Annotated in this window: 16 protein-coding genes; 11 read left to right on the top strand and 5 right to left on the bottom strand. The window is 71.7% G+C overall.

The window, feature by feature from the left end:
* Window positions 1–47: 47 nt before the first annotated feature.
* Window positions 48–1256 carry a helix-turn-helix domain-containing protein gene (locus tag EDF63_RS17615; protein ID WP_185021504.1) on the bottom strand — a complete coding sequence of 403 codons (1209 nt, stop codon included), beginning with the start codon at window positions 1254–1256 and terminating at the stop codon, window positions 48–50.
* A gap of 115 nt (window positions 1257–1371) precedes the next feature.
* Between EDF63_RS17615 and EDF63_RS17610 the strand changes: the two genes are divergently transcribed.
* The 4 genes from EDF63_RS17610 to pgi all read left to right on the top strand — a co-directional run bounded on the left by EDF63_RS17610 (window position 1372) and on the right by pgi (window position 6042).
* Window positions 1372–1662 (top strand): metal-sensitive transcriptional regulator, encoded by a 291-nt coding sequence (locus EDF63_RS17610; RefSeq protein WP_111084793.1) that lies wholly within the window; start codon window positions 1372–1374, stop codon window positions 1660–1662.
* A 35-nt stretch (window positions 1663–1697) separates the two neighbouring features.
* A complete protein-coding gene (locus tag EDF63_RS17605; protein WP_260233163.1) occupies window positions 1698–1916 on the top strand; it encodes a heavy-metal-associated domain-containing protein in 219 nt (72 codons plus the stop codon).
* Window positions 1913–4153, top strand: a complete 2241-nt coding sequence (locus EDF63_RS17600; RefSeq protein ID WP_123314278.1) for a cation-translocating P-type ATPase — start codon at window positions 1913–1915, stop codon at window positions 4151–4153. Before EDF63_RS17605 ends, EDF63_RS17600 begins: the two co-directional genes overlap by 4 nt.
* Before the next feature lie 167 nt (window positions 4154–4320).
* Entirely contained in the window at window positions 4321–6042 is a 1722-nt protein-coding gene (pgi, locus tag EDF63_RS17595) for a glucose-6-phosphate isomerase (protein ID WP_123314277.1), read from the top strand.
* 221 nt (window positions 6043–6263) lie between these two features.
* Here the strand turns inward: pgi and EDF63_RS17590 are convergent, their stop codons facing one another.
* Window positions 6264–7163, bottom strand: a complete 900-nt coding sequence (locus EDF63_RS17590) for a LysM domain-containing protein (RefSeq protein WP_123314276.1) — start codon at window positions 7161–7163, stop codon at window positions 6264–6266.
* Window positions 7164–7232: 69 nt separating this feature from the next.
* Here EDF63_RS17590 and EDF63_RS17585 point away from each other — a divergent pair, with 69 nt between their 5' ends.
* Together EDF63_RS17585 and EDF63_RS17580 are read left to right on the top strand one after the other, a co-directional pair.
* Window positions 7233–7769 (top strand): hypothetical protein, encoded by a 537-nt coding sequence (locus tag EDF63_RS17585; RefSeq protein ID WP_123314275.1) that lies wholly within the window; start codon window positions 7233–7235, stop codon window positions 7767–7769.
* Between the two features lie 158 nt (window positions 7770–7927).
* Window positions 7928–9385 (top strand): sugar porter family MFS transporter, encoded by a 1458-nt coding sequence (locus EDF63_RS17580; protein WP_123314274.1) that lies wholly within the window; start codon window positions 7928–7930, stop codon window positions 9383–9385.
* A gap of 70 nt (window positions 9386–9455) precedes the next feature.
* Here EDF63_RS17580 and EDF63_RS17575 read toward each other — a convergent pair whose 3' ends face one another.
* The 3 genes from EDF63_RS17575 to EDF63_RS17565 are packed head-to-tail and all read right to left on the bottom strand — an operon-like array spanning window position 9456 to window position 11357.
* Window positions 9456–10430 (bottom strand): zinc-binding dehydrogenase, encoded by a 975-nt coding sequence (locus EDF63_RS17575; RefSeq protein ID WP_111084791.1) that lies wholly within the window; start codon window positions 10428–10430, stop codon window positions 9456–9458.
* Window positions 10431–10454: 24 nt separating this feature from the next.
* A complete protein-coding gene (locus EDF63_RS17570; protein ID WP_071406102.1) occupies window positions 10455–10877 on the bottom strand; it encodes an organic hydroperoxide resistance protein in 423 nt (140 codons plus the stop codon).
* A gap of 21 nt (window positions 10878–10898) precedes the next feature.
* Window positions 10899–11357 (bottom strand): MarR family winged helix-turn-helix transcriptional regulator, encoded by a 459-nt coding sequence (locus EDF63_RS17565; protein WP_185021503.1) that lies wholly within the window; start codon window positions 11355–11357, stop codon window positions 10899–10901.
* 107 nt (window positions 11358–11464) lie between these two features.
* Here EDF63_RS17565 and mvk point away from each other — a divergent pair, with 107 nt between their 5' ends.
* The 5 genes from mvk to EDF63_RS17540 are packed head-to-tail and all read left to right on the top strand — an operon-like array spanning window position 11465 to window position 16778.
* Complete coding sequence (mvk, locus tag EDF63_RS17560; RefSeq protein WP_123314273.1) at window positions 11465–12460, top strand: mevalonate kinase; 996 nt, start codon at window positions 11465–11467, stop codon at window positions 12458–12460.
* Window positions 12460–13470: a diphosphomevalonate decarboxylase gene (gene mvaD, locus EDF63_RS17555; protein WP_260233162.1), complete on the top strand. Its 1011-nt coding sequence runs from the start codon at window positions 12460–12462 to the stop codon at window positions 13468–13470. The genes mvk and mvaD overlap by 1 nt, the downstream gene beginning before the upstream one ends.
* The gene (locus tag EDF63_RS17550; RefSeq protein ID WP_123314271.1) at window positions 13467–14549 is read left to right on the top strand and encodes a phosphomevalonate kinase; all 1083 of its coding nucleotides are present in this window, start codon (window positions 13467–13469) and stop codon (window positions 14547–14549) included. Before mvaD ends, EDF63_RS17550 begins: the two co-directional genes overlap by 4 nt.
* Window positions 14542–15606: a hydroxymethylglutaryl-CoA reductase gene (locus EDF63_RS17545; RefSeq protein ID WP_111084744.1), complete on the top strand. Its 1065-nt coding sequence runs from the start codon at window positions 14542–14544 to the stop codon at window positions 15604–15606. The genes EDF63_RS17550 and EDF63_RS17545 overlap by 8 nt, the downstream gene beginning before the upstream one ends.
* A complete protein-coding gene (locus tag EDF63_RS17540; RefSeq protein WP_123314270.1) occupies window positions 15603–16778 on the top strand; it encodes a hydroxymethylglutaryl-CoA synthase in 1176 nt (391 codons plus the stop codon). Before EDF63_RS17545 ends, EDF63_RS17540 begins: the two co-directional genes overlap by 4 nt.
* Window positions 16779–16795 lie beyond the last annotated feature (17 nt).

The following is a 16795-nucleotide window of genomic DNA, read 5'->3' as shown; positions in this document are numbered from 1 at the left end:
GGATCCGCGGAAACACGGGGATGTGGCTGTACCCCCTGGTGGTCCACTCAGGCGGTTTCGCGCGTTCCGTCCGCCGCGTTGCGTTCTGCAGCGGCGCGGATCGCCCGAGCGCACGTCATCGGGGACTCGCCTCGCTCGGCTCGGAAGAGCTGCTGCAGCCGTCGCGGCAGGACCCCGGCGGCGTCGGCGATCTCCTGCAGGGAGAGGTCCTCGGCGGCGTGCTCCTCGATGAAGGCCACGGCGCGGCGGACACGCCACGAGGACCGGCCGCTGTCCGGTCGTGCGGACAGTGAGGCGCGGCGGGTGACGGCGGGGTCCTCGCCGAACCGCTCCCGGTAGGCGGTGGCGAACCGACCCGGGTTGGTGAAGCCCCACCGGCGCGCGACCACGGCGACGCTGTCGGCGTTGGGGGATCGGTCGTCGCCGGTACGCAGGAGCTCGCTCCGGACCCGGTCGAGCCGGTGCTCGCGCAGGAACCGGTGCGGCGTCGAGTCCAGCGTGCGTGCGAACACGTCCTGCAGACCGCGCTGGCTGAGCCCGCACGCCGCGGCGATCTCCGACACCGCCGGACGCTCGGCCGCGTGCCGTTCGACGTACCGGATGGCGTCGCGCAGGCGGTTCGCGACGGGGACGTCGTCGCCGCGGTTGCGGATCGGGAAGGTGTCGAGCACGACGACCGCCAGCCGGCGGTTCAGCGCGGTCCGCATCGGTCCGACCACGCGGTCGTCGACGAGTGCCGGGCCGAGCTCCCCGATCAGGTGGCGCAGCGGTTCGCGGCGGGCGATGACCTCGTCCTGCTGGTCGAACAGCAGTGGGCCGTCCGGCAGCCGGTAGCCGAGGTCGCGCCCGACGGTCCGCAGGAACGAGTCCGCGATGTGCACCCCGTTGTAGACCGTGCCGTCCGACTCGAAGCGGTACGCCTCGGACGCGCTGGCGATGTAGGGGCTGCCCGGCTCGACCACCCGCGTGCGGTCGGGGAAGTGCATCTCGAGCCGACCCTTGGTGAGCCAGAAGACCACGTGGTCCTCCCGCGCCCCGATGACCCCGCCGCGGCGACCGCCCTCGGCGCGCATGGTCCGCAGCGTGAGGTCGTCGTCGCCGACCACGGTGTACTCGTAGCGGGCGTCGTCCGTCGCGTACGTCTCGGAGGCGAACCCGGACCCGTGGTACTCCGCCTCGAAGATGTCGGAGTAGTCCGAGCCGTCGCCGTCGGCGAACCGCAGCTTGCGGAAGCCGTTCGTCGTCGGATCGGTCATGGTCGAAATCATGACACCGACCGCGCGCCGAGGTGAATACCCGCGTTCGCGCACCGCCCGTCGCTCGGAGGGAATACCCTAGGGGGGTACCGTATTGAGCACCGTGGAGGCCACCATGCACGAACACGTCGGGTACATCGGCGACAAGGACGACCTGCTCAAGCGGCTCCGTCGCGCCGAGGGGCAGGTGCGCGGCATCGCCCGGATGGTCGAGGACGAGACGTACTGCATCGACGTCCTCACCCAGATCTCGGCGGCGAACCGGGCGCTCGAACGCGTGGCGCTCTCGCTGCTCGAGGACCACCTCAAGCACTGCGTCGCCGAGGCCGTCGCCGAGGGCGGCGACGCCGCGGACGAGAAGGTCCGCGAAGCGAGCCAGGCCATCGCCCGGCTCGTGCGCTCGTGACCCCCGCCCCCACCGGAACCACAGGAGGAGACACCGTGACCACCGAACTGCTGCTCGTCGAGGGCATGACCTGCGAACACTGCGTGATGAGCGTGACCGAGGAGCTCACCGGACTCGAGGGGGTGTCCGACGTCGCCGTGGCGCTCGTCCCCGGCGGTGCCTCGTCGGTGACCGTCACCTCGGACGCACCCGTCGACCCCGAGGCGCTCCGCGGCGCGGTCGCCGAGGCGGGGTACGAGGTCGTGCCGTCGTGACGGAGGGCATCGTCGAACTCGACATCACGGGCATGACCTGCGCCTCGTGCGCGAACCGCATCGAACGGAAGCTGGGCAAGCTGCCCGGGGTCACCGCCACCGTCAACTACGCCACCGAGAAGGCGCAGGTGCAGGTCGCGGCCGACGGCACCGCCGACCCCGCGACCCTCATCGCCGCCGTCGAGTCCGCCGGGTACGGCGCGACCGTGCCCACCCCGCCGGCCGACACCACGGCCGACGCGGACACCGACGCCGACGACCCGGCTGCCGCGCTGCGCCGTCGACTCCTCGTGTCCGCGGTCCTCGCCGTCCCGGTCGTCGTGCTCTCCATGGTGCCGGTCCTGCAGTTCCCGAACTGGCAGTGGCTCGCCCTCACGCTGGCGGCCCCCGTCGCGGTGTGGGGCGCGCTCCCGTTCCACCGTGCGGCCTGGGTGAACGCCCGACACGGCGCGGCGACCATGGACACCCTGGTGAGCGTGGGCGTGCTCGCGGCCTTCGGCTGGTCCCTGTACGCCCTCTTCTTCGGCGACGCCGGCACGACCGGCATGCACATGACCTTCTCGTGGATCGCGACCGACCCCGAGGCGACCGACCTGTACCTCGAGGTCGCCGCGGCCGTCACGGTGTTCATCCTGGCCGGCCGGTACATGGAGGCCCGCGCCAAGCGGCAGTCCGGAGCAGCCCTCCGCGCCCTGCTCGAACTCGGCGCGAAGGAGGCCACGGTGCGGCGGGACGGCGTCGAGCGGCGCGTCCCGGCGTCGGCCCTCGTCGTCGGGGACGTCGTCGTCGTGCGGCCGGGGGAGCGGATCCCGAGCGACGGCCTCGTGCAGGACGGGTCGTCGGCCGTCGACCGCAGCATGGTCACCGGCGAGTCCGTCCCCGTCGAGGTCGGACCGGGCGACCGGGTGACCGGTGCGACGATCAACGTCGGCGGCCGGCTCGTGGTCGAGGTCACCCGCGTCGGCGCCGACACCGAACTCGCCCGGATGGGGCGGCTCATCGAGGACGCGCAGACCGGCAAGGCCGACGTGCAACGCCTGGCCGACCGGGTGTCCGGCGTCTTCGTGCCGATCGTCATCGCGCTCGCCGTGCTGGCGTTCGTCGGCTGGCTCGTGCTCGGCGGTTCGGTCACGGCGGCGTTCACCGCGGCCGTCGCCACGCTCATCATCGCCTGCCCGTGCGCCCTCGGGCTCGCGACGCCGACCGCGCTGCTCGTCGGCACAGGCCGTGGATCGCAGCTCGGCATCCTGATCGGCGGGCCGCAGGTGCTCGAGCAGACCCGTGGCGTCGACACGATCGTGCTCGACAAGACCGGCACCGTCACCACCGGCGAGATGACCGTGCGCGCGGTGACCTCCGCCGACGCCGCCCTCGACGAGGATGCCGTGCTCCGCCTCGCCGCGGCCGTCGAACACGGGTCCGAGCACCCCGTGGCCCGTGCGGTCGTCCGTGCGGCAGCGGCCCGGCACCTCGACGTCCCGACCGCCGAGCAGTTCGAGTCGACCCCCGGCGCCGGCGTGCAGGCCGTCGTGGACGGCGACGTCGTCCTCGTCGGCGGTACCCGCTGGCTGACCTCGTCGTGGGCGATCCCCGTCCCCGACGCGGTGACCGCGGCGATCACCGCCGCGGAGACCGACGGCGGGACCGCGGTCGTCGTGGCCCGGAACGGCAGCGTGCTGGGCGTCGTGGTCGTCGGTGACACCGTGAAGCCCGAGGCGGCCGACGCCGTCGCGCGGTTCGTGGCCCTCGGCCTCCACCCCGTCCTGCTCACCGGCGACAACGACGGAGCAGCCCGAGCCGTCGCCGCGCAGGTCGGCATCGACGAGGTGCACGCCCGTGCGACCCCGGCCGGCAAGCTCGACACCGTCCGGGGCATGCAGGCCCAGGGGCGGAGCGTCGCCATGGTCGGTGACGGTGTCAACGACGCCGCGGCGCTCGCCGCGGCCGACCTCGGCATCGCGATGGGCGCCGGCACCGACGCGGCGATCGCGGCCAGCGACATCACGGTCGTGAGCGGTCGGCTCACCGTCGTCGCCGACGCCGTCCGGCTGTCGCGGGCCACGCTCGGCATCATCAAGGGCAACCTGTTCTGGGCGTTCGCGTACAACGTGGCGGCGATCCCGCTCGCGATGGCGGGGCTGCTCAACCCGGTGCTCGCCGGCGCCGCCATGGCGTTCTCGTCCGTCTTCGTCGTGACGAACAGCCTGCGGCTGCGTCGTTTCGCACCCCGGCCCTGAGGCCGACCAGCCGTCGGACGTGACGCGCGCAGCGAACGCAGCCCGCGCCTCCCGTCCGGCGGTGCGCACCACGGTGCCGACGGCACTACGCTCGAAGACGGTCCGCGACGCACTGGTGCGGTGACCTGCGGGCTGTACGTCTCGAACGTGATCCCAGGAGGACCGAAGTGACCGAATCCGCTCCCGTCGACCCCACATCGACCGAAGGCTGGAAGAAGCTCGACGGCATCGCCGCCGACTTCACCCCTGACCTGCGCGGGTGGTTCGACAGCGACCCCGGCCGTGCCGAGCAGTACACGTTCCAGGCAGCCGACCTGACCGTGGACCTGTCGAAGGGCCTCGTCACCGACGAGATCCTCGCCGCCCTGCTGCAGGTGGCGAAGGACACCGGCGTCGCCGAGCGCTTCCAGGCGATGATCGCCGGTGAGCACATCAACGTCACCGAGGACCGCGCCGTGCTGCACACCGCGCTCCGCCGTCCGAAGGCGACCGAGGGCCTCGTCCCGGCGGCCCCGCTGACCGTCGACGGCCAGGACGTCGACGCCGACGTGCACGCCACGCTCGACAAGGTCTACGGCTTCGCGTCGCAGGTGCGCGACGGCTCGTGGACCGGTGTCACCGGCAAGCGCATCGCGACCGTCGTCAACATCGGCATCGGCGGATCGGACCTCGGCCCGGTCATGGTCTACGAGGCGCTCAAGCCCTACGTCCAGCCCGGCCTCGAAGCCCGCTTCGTGTCGAACATCGACCCGGCGGACATCTACGAGAAGACCGCGGACCTCGACCCCGAGACCACGCTGTTCATCGTCGCGTCGAAGACCTTCGGCACGCTCGAGACCCTGACCAACGCGCGGCTCGCCCGCCAGTGGCTGTGGGAGGAGCTCGGCCTGACCGACGCCGCCGACGACGAGAAGAAGAACGCCGTCGCCAAGCACTTCGTCGCCGTCTCCACCGCCCTCGACAAGGTGGAGGCCTTCGGCATCGACCCCGAGAACGCCTTCGGGTTCTGGGACTGGGTGGGCGGCCGCTACTCGGTCGACTCGGCCATCGGCACGAGCGTCATCGTCGCGATCGGTCAGGAGAACTGGGAGCAGTTCCTCGCCGGGTTCCACGCCATCGACGAGCACGTCCGCACCACGCCGCTCGAGCAGAACGTCCCCGTCCTGATGGGCCTGCTCAACGTCTGGTACACGAACTTCCTCGGCGCCCAGAGCCACGCGGTCCTGCCGTACACGCAGTACCTGCACCGCTTCGCCGCGTACCTGCAGCAGCTCACCATGGAGTCGAACGGCAAGCGCGTCCGCTGGGACGGCTCGCCCGTCACCACCGAGACCGGCGAGGTCTTCTGGGGCGAGCCCGGCACGAACGGCCAGCACGCGTTCTACCAGCTCATCCACCAGGGCACCCGCCTGATCCCGGCCGACTTCATCACGGTCGCGAACCCGGCCCGTCCGCTCAAGGACGAGACCGGTGACGGCAAGGGCGTCGCGCCCGGCACCGACGTGCACACGCTGTTCCTGGCGAACTTCTTCGCGCAGACGAAGGCGCTGGCGTTCGGCAAGAGCGCCGACGAGGTCCGCGCCGAGGGCACCACCGATGAGGGCATCGTCGCGGCGCGCACGTTCCCGGGCAACAAGCCGACGACGTCGATCCTGGCGCCGGAGCTCACCCCGAGCGTGCTCGGCCAGCTCATCGCGCTCTACGAGCACATCGTGTTCACCGAGGGCACCATCTGGGGCATCGACTCGTTCGACCAGTGGGGTGTGGAGCTCGGCAAGCAGCTGGCGCTGCAGGTCACGCCGGCCGTCGAGGGCGACCAGGCCGCGCTCGACGCGCAGGACGCCTCGACCAAGGCGCTCATCGCGAAGTACCTGGAGCTGCGCAAGTAGCGACGCACCCACCTGACGGACGGGAGGCCCGTGGCGGATCCGCCACGGGCCTCCCGTCCGTCTCGTGCGTGCTGTCAAAGCGACAGCTGCGTGCCCTGGGTTGTCGTCAGGCCTGCGAAAGCGACAGATGTGCGCCGATGTTCATCGGAGAAGTGTCGCTTTCGCGGAGGCCCCACTGCGAGACCGCCCCGCACCACCGGAACGATGCCCGAGACTCGTGGTCAGCGGCCGAGCGGGTCGAGGTTGAGCGTCGTGCCCTCGTACAGGTGCTGGTCCTGGCCGAAGACCTGCACGCCCTCGTTCAGCCACACGAGGTCCCGGACGGTGATGCCGAACCGCGCGGCGACGTCACCGATGAGGTCGTCCGGTGCGACGGTGTACGCCGCCGGAGCCCCGGCGGCGGTCGTCCCCGCGACGGCCCCGGCCGCGTTCGCACGGGTTCCGGCGTCCTTCGGGTGCACGTTCGTCTGCCGTGCGGGCACCGACCACCGCACGGTCGACACCGCGAGGACCTTGCCGGCCGCGATCTCCACGGGGACGTCCTGTCCCGGTGCCGCCGCCGAGGACACGACGAGGGTGCCGAGGTGCGACGGGTCGACCCCGGAGCCGCTCAGCGGGACGTCCACCGCGGTCGCCGCACTGGTCGGGCCGCCGAGGACCCGGTCGCCGACGCCGGGGTAGGTCAGGCCGTCGCCGACCGCTCGCGGCAGGTCGAACAGCCCGACGCCGACCGGCACCGGCAGCGTCGAGGTGAAGCCGGAGTACTGCGCGGTGAAGGTGTCGTCGCCGTTCGCGATCACCCGGAAGTGGAAGTGGATGCTGCCCTTCGGCGATGCGACGTCGCCCTGCGCGAGGACGGTGCCCGCCGGGATCGGCGTGAGTGTCGGTGCGGGCGCGGCGGACTCGGTCGGCTCGGGGGTCGGCGTGCGCGGGTTCGCCGAGGCCTCGAGCAGGTCGGATGCGGACTCGCCGTCGGGTGTCGCGGACGGGGTGTCGCTCGGGGTCGTGGTCGCCGACGGCGTCGAGGGTGCCGGCAGGGGATCCGGCCCGCGCAGCAGGGAGCACCCCGACACCGCCACCGTCGCGGCCAGGACGACAGCGATGGCGCCGATCCGGTTCATGATTCCCCCTCAGGTCGATGCTAACCCGGTGGCAGCTCGGTGTCGGTCGGAGCGGCTACGGTCGAGGCCATGGAGCGTTCGGAGATCCTCGCCGCGGCTGCCGCCGCGCACGCCGCCCGCATCGCCGAGGAAGGCGGTGACGACGGTGCCGCGCGCGAACGGGCCGACAGCGTCCGCCGCCGAGCCGACGGCCTCACCGACCGGTACGACACGGTCGAGGGCACGAGTGGCGAGTCCGACGCGCGCGACGCCGCACGCCGGCGTGCGGCCGAGGCCGACCGTGCGGCTTCCCGGACCGAGGGCGTGCTGTCCGACTGGCACCGGATGGGCACGCGACGCGGTGTGACGCCCGACGCCCAGGTGCGCACGGCGTGGACCGTGACCGGGGTGCCCGAGCGCGGCGATGCCCGGGCGCTGGCGAACGTCCTGCTCTCGACCGCGGGGCACGCGGGTCGCGTCGCCGATGCCGCGCGACGCAACCCGGCGCTCTCCGGTGCCGCCAGCGCAGCGGCCCGGCGTACGGTCCGCCGGTACACGGACCACGGTGCGGACATGGCCTCGCTCGGTGACGTGCTGGGGGACAGCCCGGAGCCCGACGAGTCCTGACGCGGGCTCGGAGTGCGTTGGAGCGCTCCCGTTCTGATCAGGTGTTATGTGGACCGATCCAATCGTCCTGACGACAGAATGTCCAATTGACAGGACATGGATTCGGGTTACCATCGGTGCACGCACTGAAGCGCGATCACCGACGAAGGAGTCACCGAATGGTCGACATCAAGCCGACAGCCCCGACTGTCGCACTGCCCCCGATCGGGACCGGACCGCACCGCCGACGCCTCGGCGTCCTGGCCCTGGTCGCCACGTTCGGCGGACTGCTCTTCGGGTACGACACCGGTGTCATCAACGGTGCCCTGAACCCGATGAAGGCCGAGCTCGGTCTCACGAACTTCACCGAGGGCGTCGTCACCAGCTCCCTGTTGTTCGGTGCCGCGATCGGCGCCATGCTCGGCGGCCGCATCGCCGACGGGTGGGGCCGCCGCAAGACGATCATCGCCCTCGCCGTGACGTTCTTCCTCGGCACGCTCATCTGCGTCGTCGCCCCGACGTTCGGAGTGATCGTCGTCGGCCGCGTGCTCCTCGGCCTCGCGGTGGGTGGTGCATCGACCGTCGTCCCGGTGTTCCTCGCCGAACTCGCCCCGTACGAGATCCGCGGTTCGTTGTCCGGCCGCAACGAGCTCATGATCGTGATCGGGCAGCTCGCCGCGTTCGTGGTCAACGCCATCATCGGCAACCTCTGGGGTGAGGGCAACGGTGTCTGGCGCGTCATGCTCGCCGTCTGCGCGCTCCCCGCCATCGCACTCTTCGTCGGCATGCTCCGGGTGCCGGAGTCGCCGCGTTGGCTCGCGTCGAAGGGGCGGTACGACGAAGCGCTGTCCGTCCTGCAGCAGGTCCGGACCACGGAGCGTGCGACCGCCGAGCTCGACGACATCAAGCGGAGCAACGACCTCGAGGCGAAGGCCGATCGGGTCAGCGGATGGCAGACGCTGCGCGGGAACAAGTGGCTCATCCGCATCGTGCTCATCGGTGCCGGGCTCGGCGTGGCCCAGCAGCTCACCGGCATCAACTCGATCATGTACTACGGCCAGACCGTCCTCATCGAGTCCGGGTTCCAGGCGTCGGCGGCGCTCATCGCGAACATCGCCCCCGGCGTGATCGCCGTGGTCGGTGGCGTCATCGCGCTGTACAACATGGAGAAGATCAACCGCCGGACGACCCTGATCATCGGGTTCTCGCTCACGACGGTCTGCCACTTCCTGATCGGCATCGCCTCGGTCGCGCTGCCCGAGGGCAACCCGGCCCGCCCGTGGGTGATCCTGTTCCTCGTCGTCGCGTTCGTCGGCTCGATGCAGACCTTCCTGAACATCGCCGTGTGGGTGGTGCTGTCGGAGATCTTCCCGACGCAGATCCGCGCGCTCGGCATGGGCATCTCGGTGTTCTGCCTCTGGATCGCGAACGCGTTCCTCGGGCTGTACTTCCCGACGATCGTCGCGGCGACCGGCATCACCGGCACGTTCTTCGGATTCGGCATCGTCGGTCTGCTCGCGCTGCTCTTCATCTGGAAGTTCGTGCCGGAGAGCCGTGGTCGCACCCTCGAGGAAGTGGAAGAGGGCGTCACCACCGGCAACATCTTCACCGTCCCCGACAAGGCGTCGCGCCGCTAGACGCAACGACGGACAGACGGGAGGCCCGGTGCCAGCTGGCACCGGGCCTCCCGTCCGTCCTGTGCTCGCGTCACGGGCGCAGGAGCACCTTGCCGACGCGGCCGGCGGTGTCCGAGGCGCGGACGGCGTCGCGGACCTGCTCGAAGGCGAAGGTCTCGGCGACGGGGAGCGTCAGCGAGCCGTCGAGCACGCGGGTGATGAGCTCACCGAAGAGCTGCCCCTTCGTCTCGGCCGGCATCGTCTTGCTGACGACGGAGCCCCAGAAGCCCTTCACGGTGAGCTGGCCGAAGATGACCTTGCCCGACGGGATCTCGAGCGTCGGCGACGCCATCGCGCCGAAGACGACGAGGGTGGCGTTCTCGCCGAGCACCGATGCGATGTCGCCGGCGGCCTTGCCGCCCACGGACTCGACGCCGGCGACGATCGGAGCGCCTCCGGTGATCGCGGCGACCTGGTCCTTCCAGTCGTCCGCGTCGGTGGCGACGATGCGCTCGATGCCCTGCTCGCGCAGCTCCTCGACACCGGCGGCACGACGCACCAGGCCGATGACGTTGATGCCGCGGGCTGCACCGAGCTGGGCGACCATGCGGCCGACCGCGCCGTTCGCGGCGTTCTGGATCAGCCAGTCGCCCTCGTGCAGGTCGAGCGAGTGCAGCAGGCTGATCGCGCTGAACGGCATCGAGACGAGCTGTGCGGCGGCCTCGTCGGACATCGCGTCCGGGACCGGGACGAGTCCTGCGGCGTTCGCGGTGTAGTACTCGGCCCAGACGCCGAAGGCGCCGCCGGCGACGCGCTGGCCGACCGTCAGGTTCGTGACGCCCTCGCCCAGTGCCTCGACGACACCGAGCGCCTCGGTGCCGGACGCTGCGGGCAGCTCGGGCTTGAAGCCGTAGGTGCCGCGGACGGTCCACAGGTCGTGGTTGTGGATGGGGGAGAGGACCGTGCGGACGAGGACCTCGCCGGCGCCGGGTGTCGGGACGGGGCGCTCCTGCACCTCGAGGACGTCGGCGGGCTCGGCGAAGGTCTCGTGGACGACGGCGCGCATGGTGGTGGGGGTGGTGCTCATGGGTCAGTCCTCCGAGACGACGATGGTGACGTCGATGTTGCCGCGGGTCGCGTTCGAGTACGGGCAGACCTGGTGGGCTGCGTCGGCGAGGGCCTGGGCCTGGTCGTGCTCCAGGCCGGGGATGACGACCTCGAGCATGACGGCGAGCTGGTAGCCGCCGTTGCCGTTCGGGCCGATCGACACGCGACCGCCGACGGACGAGTCGGTGATCTTCACCTTCTGGCTGCGGGCGACGCCCTGCAGTGCGGAGTGGAAGCAGGCGGCGTAGCCGGCGGCGAACAGCTGCTCGGGGTTGGCGCCGTTGCCGGAGCCACCCATCTCCTTCGGGATGGCGAGGTCGAACTCGACCGTGCCGTCGCTCGTGGCGACGTGGCCGTTGCGGCCTTCGCCGGTGGCCAGGGCCTCGGCGGTGTAGAGGGTTTCCATGGTGTTCCTTCCTTCGTGGGGTCAGTGGTCCGTGACGGCGCGATCGGGGGCGTCCGCCGCGGCGTGCATCGTCTCGGTCAGCCGGTGCAGGGTCGCGATGAGTTCGGCGGCGGCCCGCTCGTCGGCCAGGCCCATGCCGGCGGCGATGCGTGCGGGGATGCCGCTCAGCTCAGACCGGAGCTCGCGTCCGCGGTCACCCACGGTCACGGTGACGACGCGCTCGTCGGTGCTGCGGCGCTCTCGGCCGACCAGGTCGCTCTGCTCCATGCGACGGAGCAGTGGCGAGAGGGTGCCGGAGTCGAGCTGCAGGTGTTCCCCGAGGCTCGAGACGGTCTGGTCGCCCTCGACCCACAGGGTGACGAGCACCAGGTACTGCGGGTAGGTCAGGCCCCAGGGCTCGAGCATCGTGCGGTACGCCTGCGTGGTCGCGCGGCTCGCTGCGTAGAGGGAGAAGCACACCATCTCGTCGGTCACGGGCATGGCATCAGCCTGTCACGCAACCCGGTTGTGCACAACTCATCGCAGCGGATGCTCAGGTCACGACGAACACGCCGGCGGCCCGGACGGTTAGGCTGACGTGACCCACGATGACCAGCACCCACCTCGACACCACCACGACCCCCGGCAACGGATCGGCGTCGTCCCACGGCAAGACGATCCTGATCGGTGAGCACGCCGTGGTCTACGGCGCACCCGCTCTCGTCCTGCCGGTGCTCGACGCACGGGTCGTCGCGACGGTGAGCCCGGTCACCGCCGGGGCGGACGGAGCCGCCGGCACGACCGTCGGGCACACCCTCGAGTCCACGGTGCACACCGGCCCGCTCGACCTCGCACCCGCGGCCGTGATGCCGACGGTCACCGCCGTCACGGCGACGCTGCGGCACTTCGGCGTGACCGACCGGCACTTCCACGTCCGGGTCGACAGCGAGGTCCCCACGGCCCGCGGCATGGGCTCGAGCGCAGCGGTCGCCGCGGCCGTCACGGCAGCCGTCGCGGACGCGCTGGGCGAGACCCTCGACGCCGAGACCCACCACGACCTCATCCAGGAGTGCGAGCGCGTCGCCCACGGTCGACCGTCGGGCCTCGACGCCCGCGGGGTCGTCGCCGCGGTGCCGGTCTGGTTCGAGGGGGGCCGCATCGAGCCCGTCGCGCTCGGGGCACGCTTCACCTTCGTCGTCGCCGACACCGGCGTCCCCGGCCACACCCGGCAGGCCGTCGCGGCCGTGCGGGAACGGCACGACCAGGACCCGGTGGCGGTCGACGGCGTCATCGACCGGATCGGCGAACTCGCACGGCAGGCGCGGGGGACACTCGAGGCTGGCGACGCACAGGGGCTCGGTGTCACCATGGACGCCGCGCACGACCTGCTCAGCGCAATCGACGTGTCGAGTGCCGACCTGGACCGGCTCGTCGACGCCGCACGTGCTGCGGACGCCCTCGGCGCGAAGCTGACCGGCGGCGGGCGGGGCGGGTGCGTGCTCGCACTCGCCGCGGACGACGACCACGCGGACCGCATCGCGGCCGCACTCCGCGGCGCAGGTGCCGCAGCCACCTGGACCACCACGATCGGAGCCCGCGCTTGATGACCGCCACCGCCGTCGCGCACCCCAACATCGCCCTCGTCAAGTACTGGGGCAAGGCGGACGCGCAGCTGGCGTTGCCCGCCACGGGCAGCGTCTCCATGGGCCTCGACGTGTTCCCGACGACCACGACCGTCACGCTGGACGGCGGGTCCGGTGCCGGTGCGGAGGCTCGGGACGCCTTCACGCTGAACGGCCACGTCGTCGAGGACGGTGCCCTGGTGCGCGTGCAGCAGTTCCTCGACCTCGTGCGGGAGCTCGCCGGCAGTGACGCCCGCGCGTCCGTCGTGTCCGAGAACACCGTGCCGACCGGTGCCGGGCTGGCGTCGAGCGCCTCGGGGTTCGCGGCGCTCGCGACCGCCGCGTCGGCGGCGTACGGTCTCGACCTGTCCGCGCGCGACCTCTCCCGCCTCGCCCGCCGCGGCTCGGGTTCGGCGACCCGGTCGATCCCCGGGGGCGTCGCCGTCTGGCACGCCGGCGACGACCAGGGTTCCTTCGCCGAGCCGATCCCGGCACCGCCGATGGCCATGGTGGTCGTGACGATCGACGCCGGCCCGAAGCCCATCGGTTCGCGCGAGGCGATGCGCCGCACCATCGCGACGTCGCCGTTCTACCCGGCGTGGGTCACCTCGACCACCGAGACCGTCGGCGACATGCTCGACGCCTGCGCAGCCGGCGACTTCACCCGCATCGGCGAGATCACCGAGAGCAACGCGCTGCGCATGCACGCCACGATCGAGGGCGCCTTCCCGCCGATCCGCTACCTCAACGCGCGTAGCGTCGCCGTGTTCGACGCCGTGGGCGAACTCCGCGCCGCGGGGCTCGAGGCCTACGCCACGGCCGACGCCGGCCCGAACGTGGTCGTGCTCTGCCAGCCCGCGGACCGCTCCGCCGTGGCCACCTCGCTGGCGTCGTTCGGCGACGTGATCGAGTCCGGCACCGGACCTGCCGCTCGGGTGCTCCGCTCCGAAGAGTCGGGGAGCAATCCCGACCAGAAGGAGTCCGTGCAGTGATCGAGTTCCGCGCCCACGGCAAGCTGTTCGTCGCCGGCGAGTACGCCGTCGTCGAGCCCGGCCAGCCGTCCGTCCTCATCGCCCTCGACCGCGCCATCACGGCGCGCGTGTCCGAGGCGCACGGTGCGGGCAGCGTGCACTCGGAGGAGTACGGCCACCTGCCGCTGACGTGGACGCGGGACGAGGACGGCCTCGCCCTCGACCGCGAGCACCACCCCTACGACTACGTGATGGCGACGATCGACCTCGTCGAGAAGCTCCGCGCCGAACGGGGCATCGCGCCGCGGTTCCACGACCTGCGCATCGAGAGCCAGCTCGACGACGCCAGCGGCCGGAAGTTCGGGCTCGGGTCCTCAGCGGCGGTGACCGTCGCCACGGTCGGTGCCCTGGACCGCTTCTACGGGATCGGCCTGACCCAGCGGCAGCGCTTCCAGGTCGCCCTGCTCGCCACCATCCGGGTGAACCCGCGGGCATCCGGCGGCGACCTGGCCGCGAGCACTTTCGGCGGCTGGCTGCGCTACAGCGCCCCGGACCGCGACCACCTCGCCTCGTTCGTCGACGAGCGCCGGGTGTCCGACATACTCGCCGACGCCGACGCGTGGGCGGGGTTCGACGTCCAGCGACTCCCGGCCCCCGAGAACCTGCAGCTCCTGGTCGGCTGGACCGGCTCGCCGGCCTCGACCACGAAGCTCGTCGGGGTGGTGCGTCGGCACCGCAACGGCGGGTACCAGGCGTTCCTCGACGAGAGCCGGAGCTGCGTCGACGACCTGACCACGGGCCTCCAGACCGGCGACGCGGAGCAGACGCTCGACGCGCTCCGACGTGCCCGGGTGCTCATGCAGCGCCTCGGCGACTCGGTCGGGTCGAAGATCGAGACCGAACGCCTCGCGACCCTGTGCGACGTCGTCGAAGCGGCCGGCGGGGCGGCGAAGCCGTCCGGCGCCGGTGGCGGCGACTGCGGCATCGCGCTCGTCCCGGCGGACACCGACCCCGCCGGCATCCACCGCGCCTGGGAGGCGCACGACATCAGACACCTCAGCGTCGCGGTGCGAGCACCAGAAGGAGCCCTCGATGAGTGACCTGCTCACGCCGATCCCGACCAAATGGGTCGGACCGATCCGCATCAGCGGCAACGCGGTCCAGGGCGAGCACGAGGTCCCGCTCGCCACGTACGAGTCGCCGCTCTGGCCGTCCGTCGGCCGTGGCGCCCGGATCTCGCGCATGGTCGACGACGGCATCGTCGCGACCGTCGTCGACGAGCGCATGACCCGATCGGTCGTCGTCCGCGCGGCCAGTGCCGCCGCGGCGCACGTCGCTGCGGGGCAGATCCTGGCGCGACAGGACGAACTCGAGGCGCTGGTCGCCGGGCAGAGCCGGTTCGCGAAGCTCATCGAGGTGCACCCGGAGATCGTCGGCGACCTGCTGTTCCTGCGGTTCGCGTTCACGACGGGCGACGCCTCCGGCCACAACATGGTCACGCAGGCGGCGGACAAGCTCCTGCCGGCGATCCTGGCGTGGCAGCCGGGCCTGCGGTACGTCTCCGTGTCCGGCAACTTCTGCACCGACAAGAAGGCCACCGCGGTGAACGGCATCCGTGGCCGTGGTCGCAACACCATCGCCGAGATCGTGATCCCCGGCGATGTCGTCGAGAAGCGCCTGCGGTCGAGCACCGAGCGCATCGTCGAACTGAACATCGCGAAGAACCTGATCGGGTCGACCATCGCCGGCGCCCTGCGCTCCGCGAACGCCCACTACGCGAACATGCTGCTCGGCTTCTACCTGGCCACCGGACAGGACGCCGCCAACATCGTCGAGGGCTCGCAGGGCATCACGAGTGCCGAGAACCGCGACGGCGACCTGTACTTCGCCACCTCACTGCCGCACCTGATCGTCGGCACGGTCGGCAACGGCAAGGGTGGGGACCTGCCCGTCGTCGAGGACGCCCTGGTGCGGCTCGGCTGCCGTGAGGACCGCGAGCCCGGTGCGAACGCCCGTCGTCTCGCCGCGCTCTGCGCCGCCACGGTGCTGTGCGGGGAGCTCTCGCTCCTCGCCGCCCAGACGAACCCGGGTGAGTTGATGGCCGCCCACGTCGCCATGGAGCGACGCGGCGCGAAGCCCGCCGGAGGTGCAGCATGACGGCGAACGGCGCACTGCGCATCGGCATCCACGACATCGCAATCGCGACCGGGCACCACGTGCTCGAACTCGACGACCTGGCCGAGCGCCTCGGCGTCGACCCGGCGAAGTACCACGTCGGCATCGGCCAGGACGCCTTCAGCGTGCCCGCCCCGGACGAGGACATCGTCACGATGGGCGCCGCCGCGGCCAAGGAGGTCATCGACCGCCACGGCGTCGAGGACATCCGCACCGTGCTGTTCGCCACCGAGTCCGGCGTCGACCAGTCCAAGGCCGCCGGCGTCTTCGTGCACGGCCTGCTCGGCCTGCCGAAGAACGTCCGCGTCGTCGAGCTGAAGCAGGCCTGCTACGGCGGGATGGCCGCCGTCCAGCTCGCCCTCGGCATCATCGCCCGGGCGCCGGGCGAGCGGGTCCTCGTGATCGCCGCCGACGTCGCGCGCTACGACGTCGACACCGCCGCCGAGCCCACGCAGGGCGCCGGCGCCGCCGCGATCCTGGTGTCCGCCGATCCCGACCTGATCGAGATCGAGCCGGCCGCCGGTGTCTTCACCGCGGACGTCGACGACTTCTGGCGCCCGAACGACCGGTCGACGGCGCTGGTCGACGGCCGCCTGTCCGTGAGCGCCTACGTCGACGCGTTCGTCGGCGCGTGGGACGACCTGGCGGACCAGGGCGGCCCCGCGTACGAGGACATCGTGCGCTTCGTCCACCACCAGCCGTTCACGAAGATGGCGCTCAAGGCCCACCGGAAGCTGACGCAGCACGTGGGTGTGCCCTTCGACGAGTCGGAGCTGTTCGTCGGCTTCACGTACAACAAGCAGACCGGCAACACGTACACGGCGTCGCTCTGGATCGGGCTCGCAGCACTGCTCGACCTCGACGAGGACCTGGCGGGGGAGCGCATCGCCCTGTTCAGCTACGGTTCCGGCAGCGTCGGCGAGCTCCTCACGGGCATCGTGCAGCCGTCGTACCGCGACCACCGTCGCGTCGGCCGGGTCCGACAGCTGCTGTCCGCCCGCGTCCCGCTGACCGTGGACGCGTACCGCGAGCTGCACGCGACCGGCGCCGCGACGAGCGACGACCTCGAGCGTCCGCGCGTCACGGCAGGGCCGTACCGGTTCGCCGGTGTGCGCGGCGGCGCGCGCCACTACGAGGCGACCGCGCCGGCCTGACCGGTCCGACCCACCCG

Source organism: Curtobacterium sp. JUb34 (assembly GCF_003755065.1).
In the GTDB taxonomy this organism is placed as follows: Bacteria; Actinomycetota; Actinomycetes; order Actinomycetales; family Microbacteriaceae; genus Curtobacterium.
The sequence above is the reverse complement of the archived record's forward strand: the minus strand, read 5'-3'. Positions and strand labels throughout refer to the sequence as shown.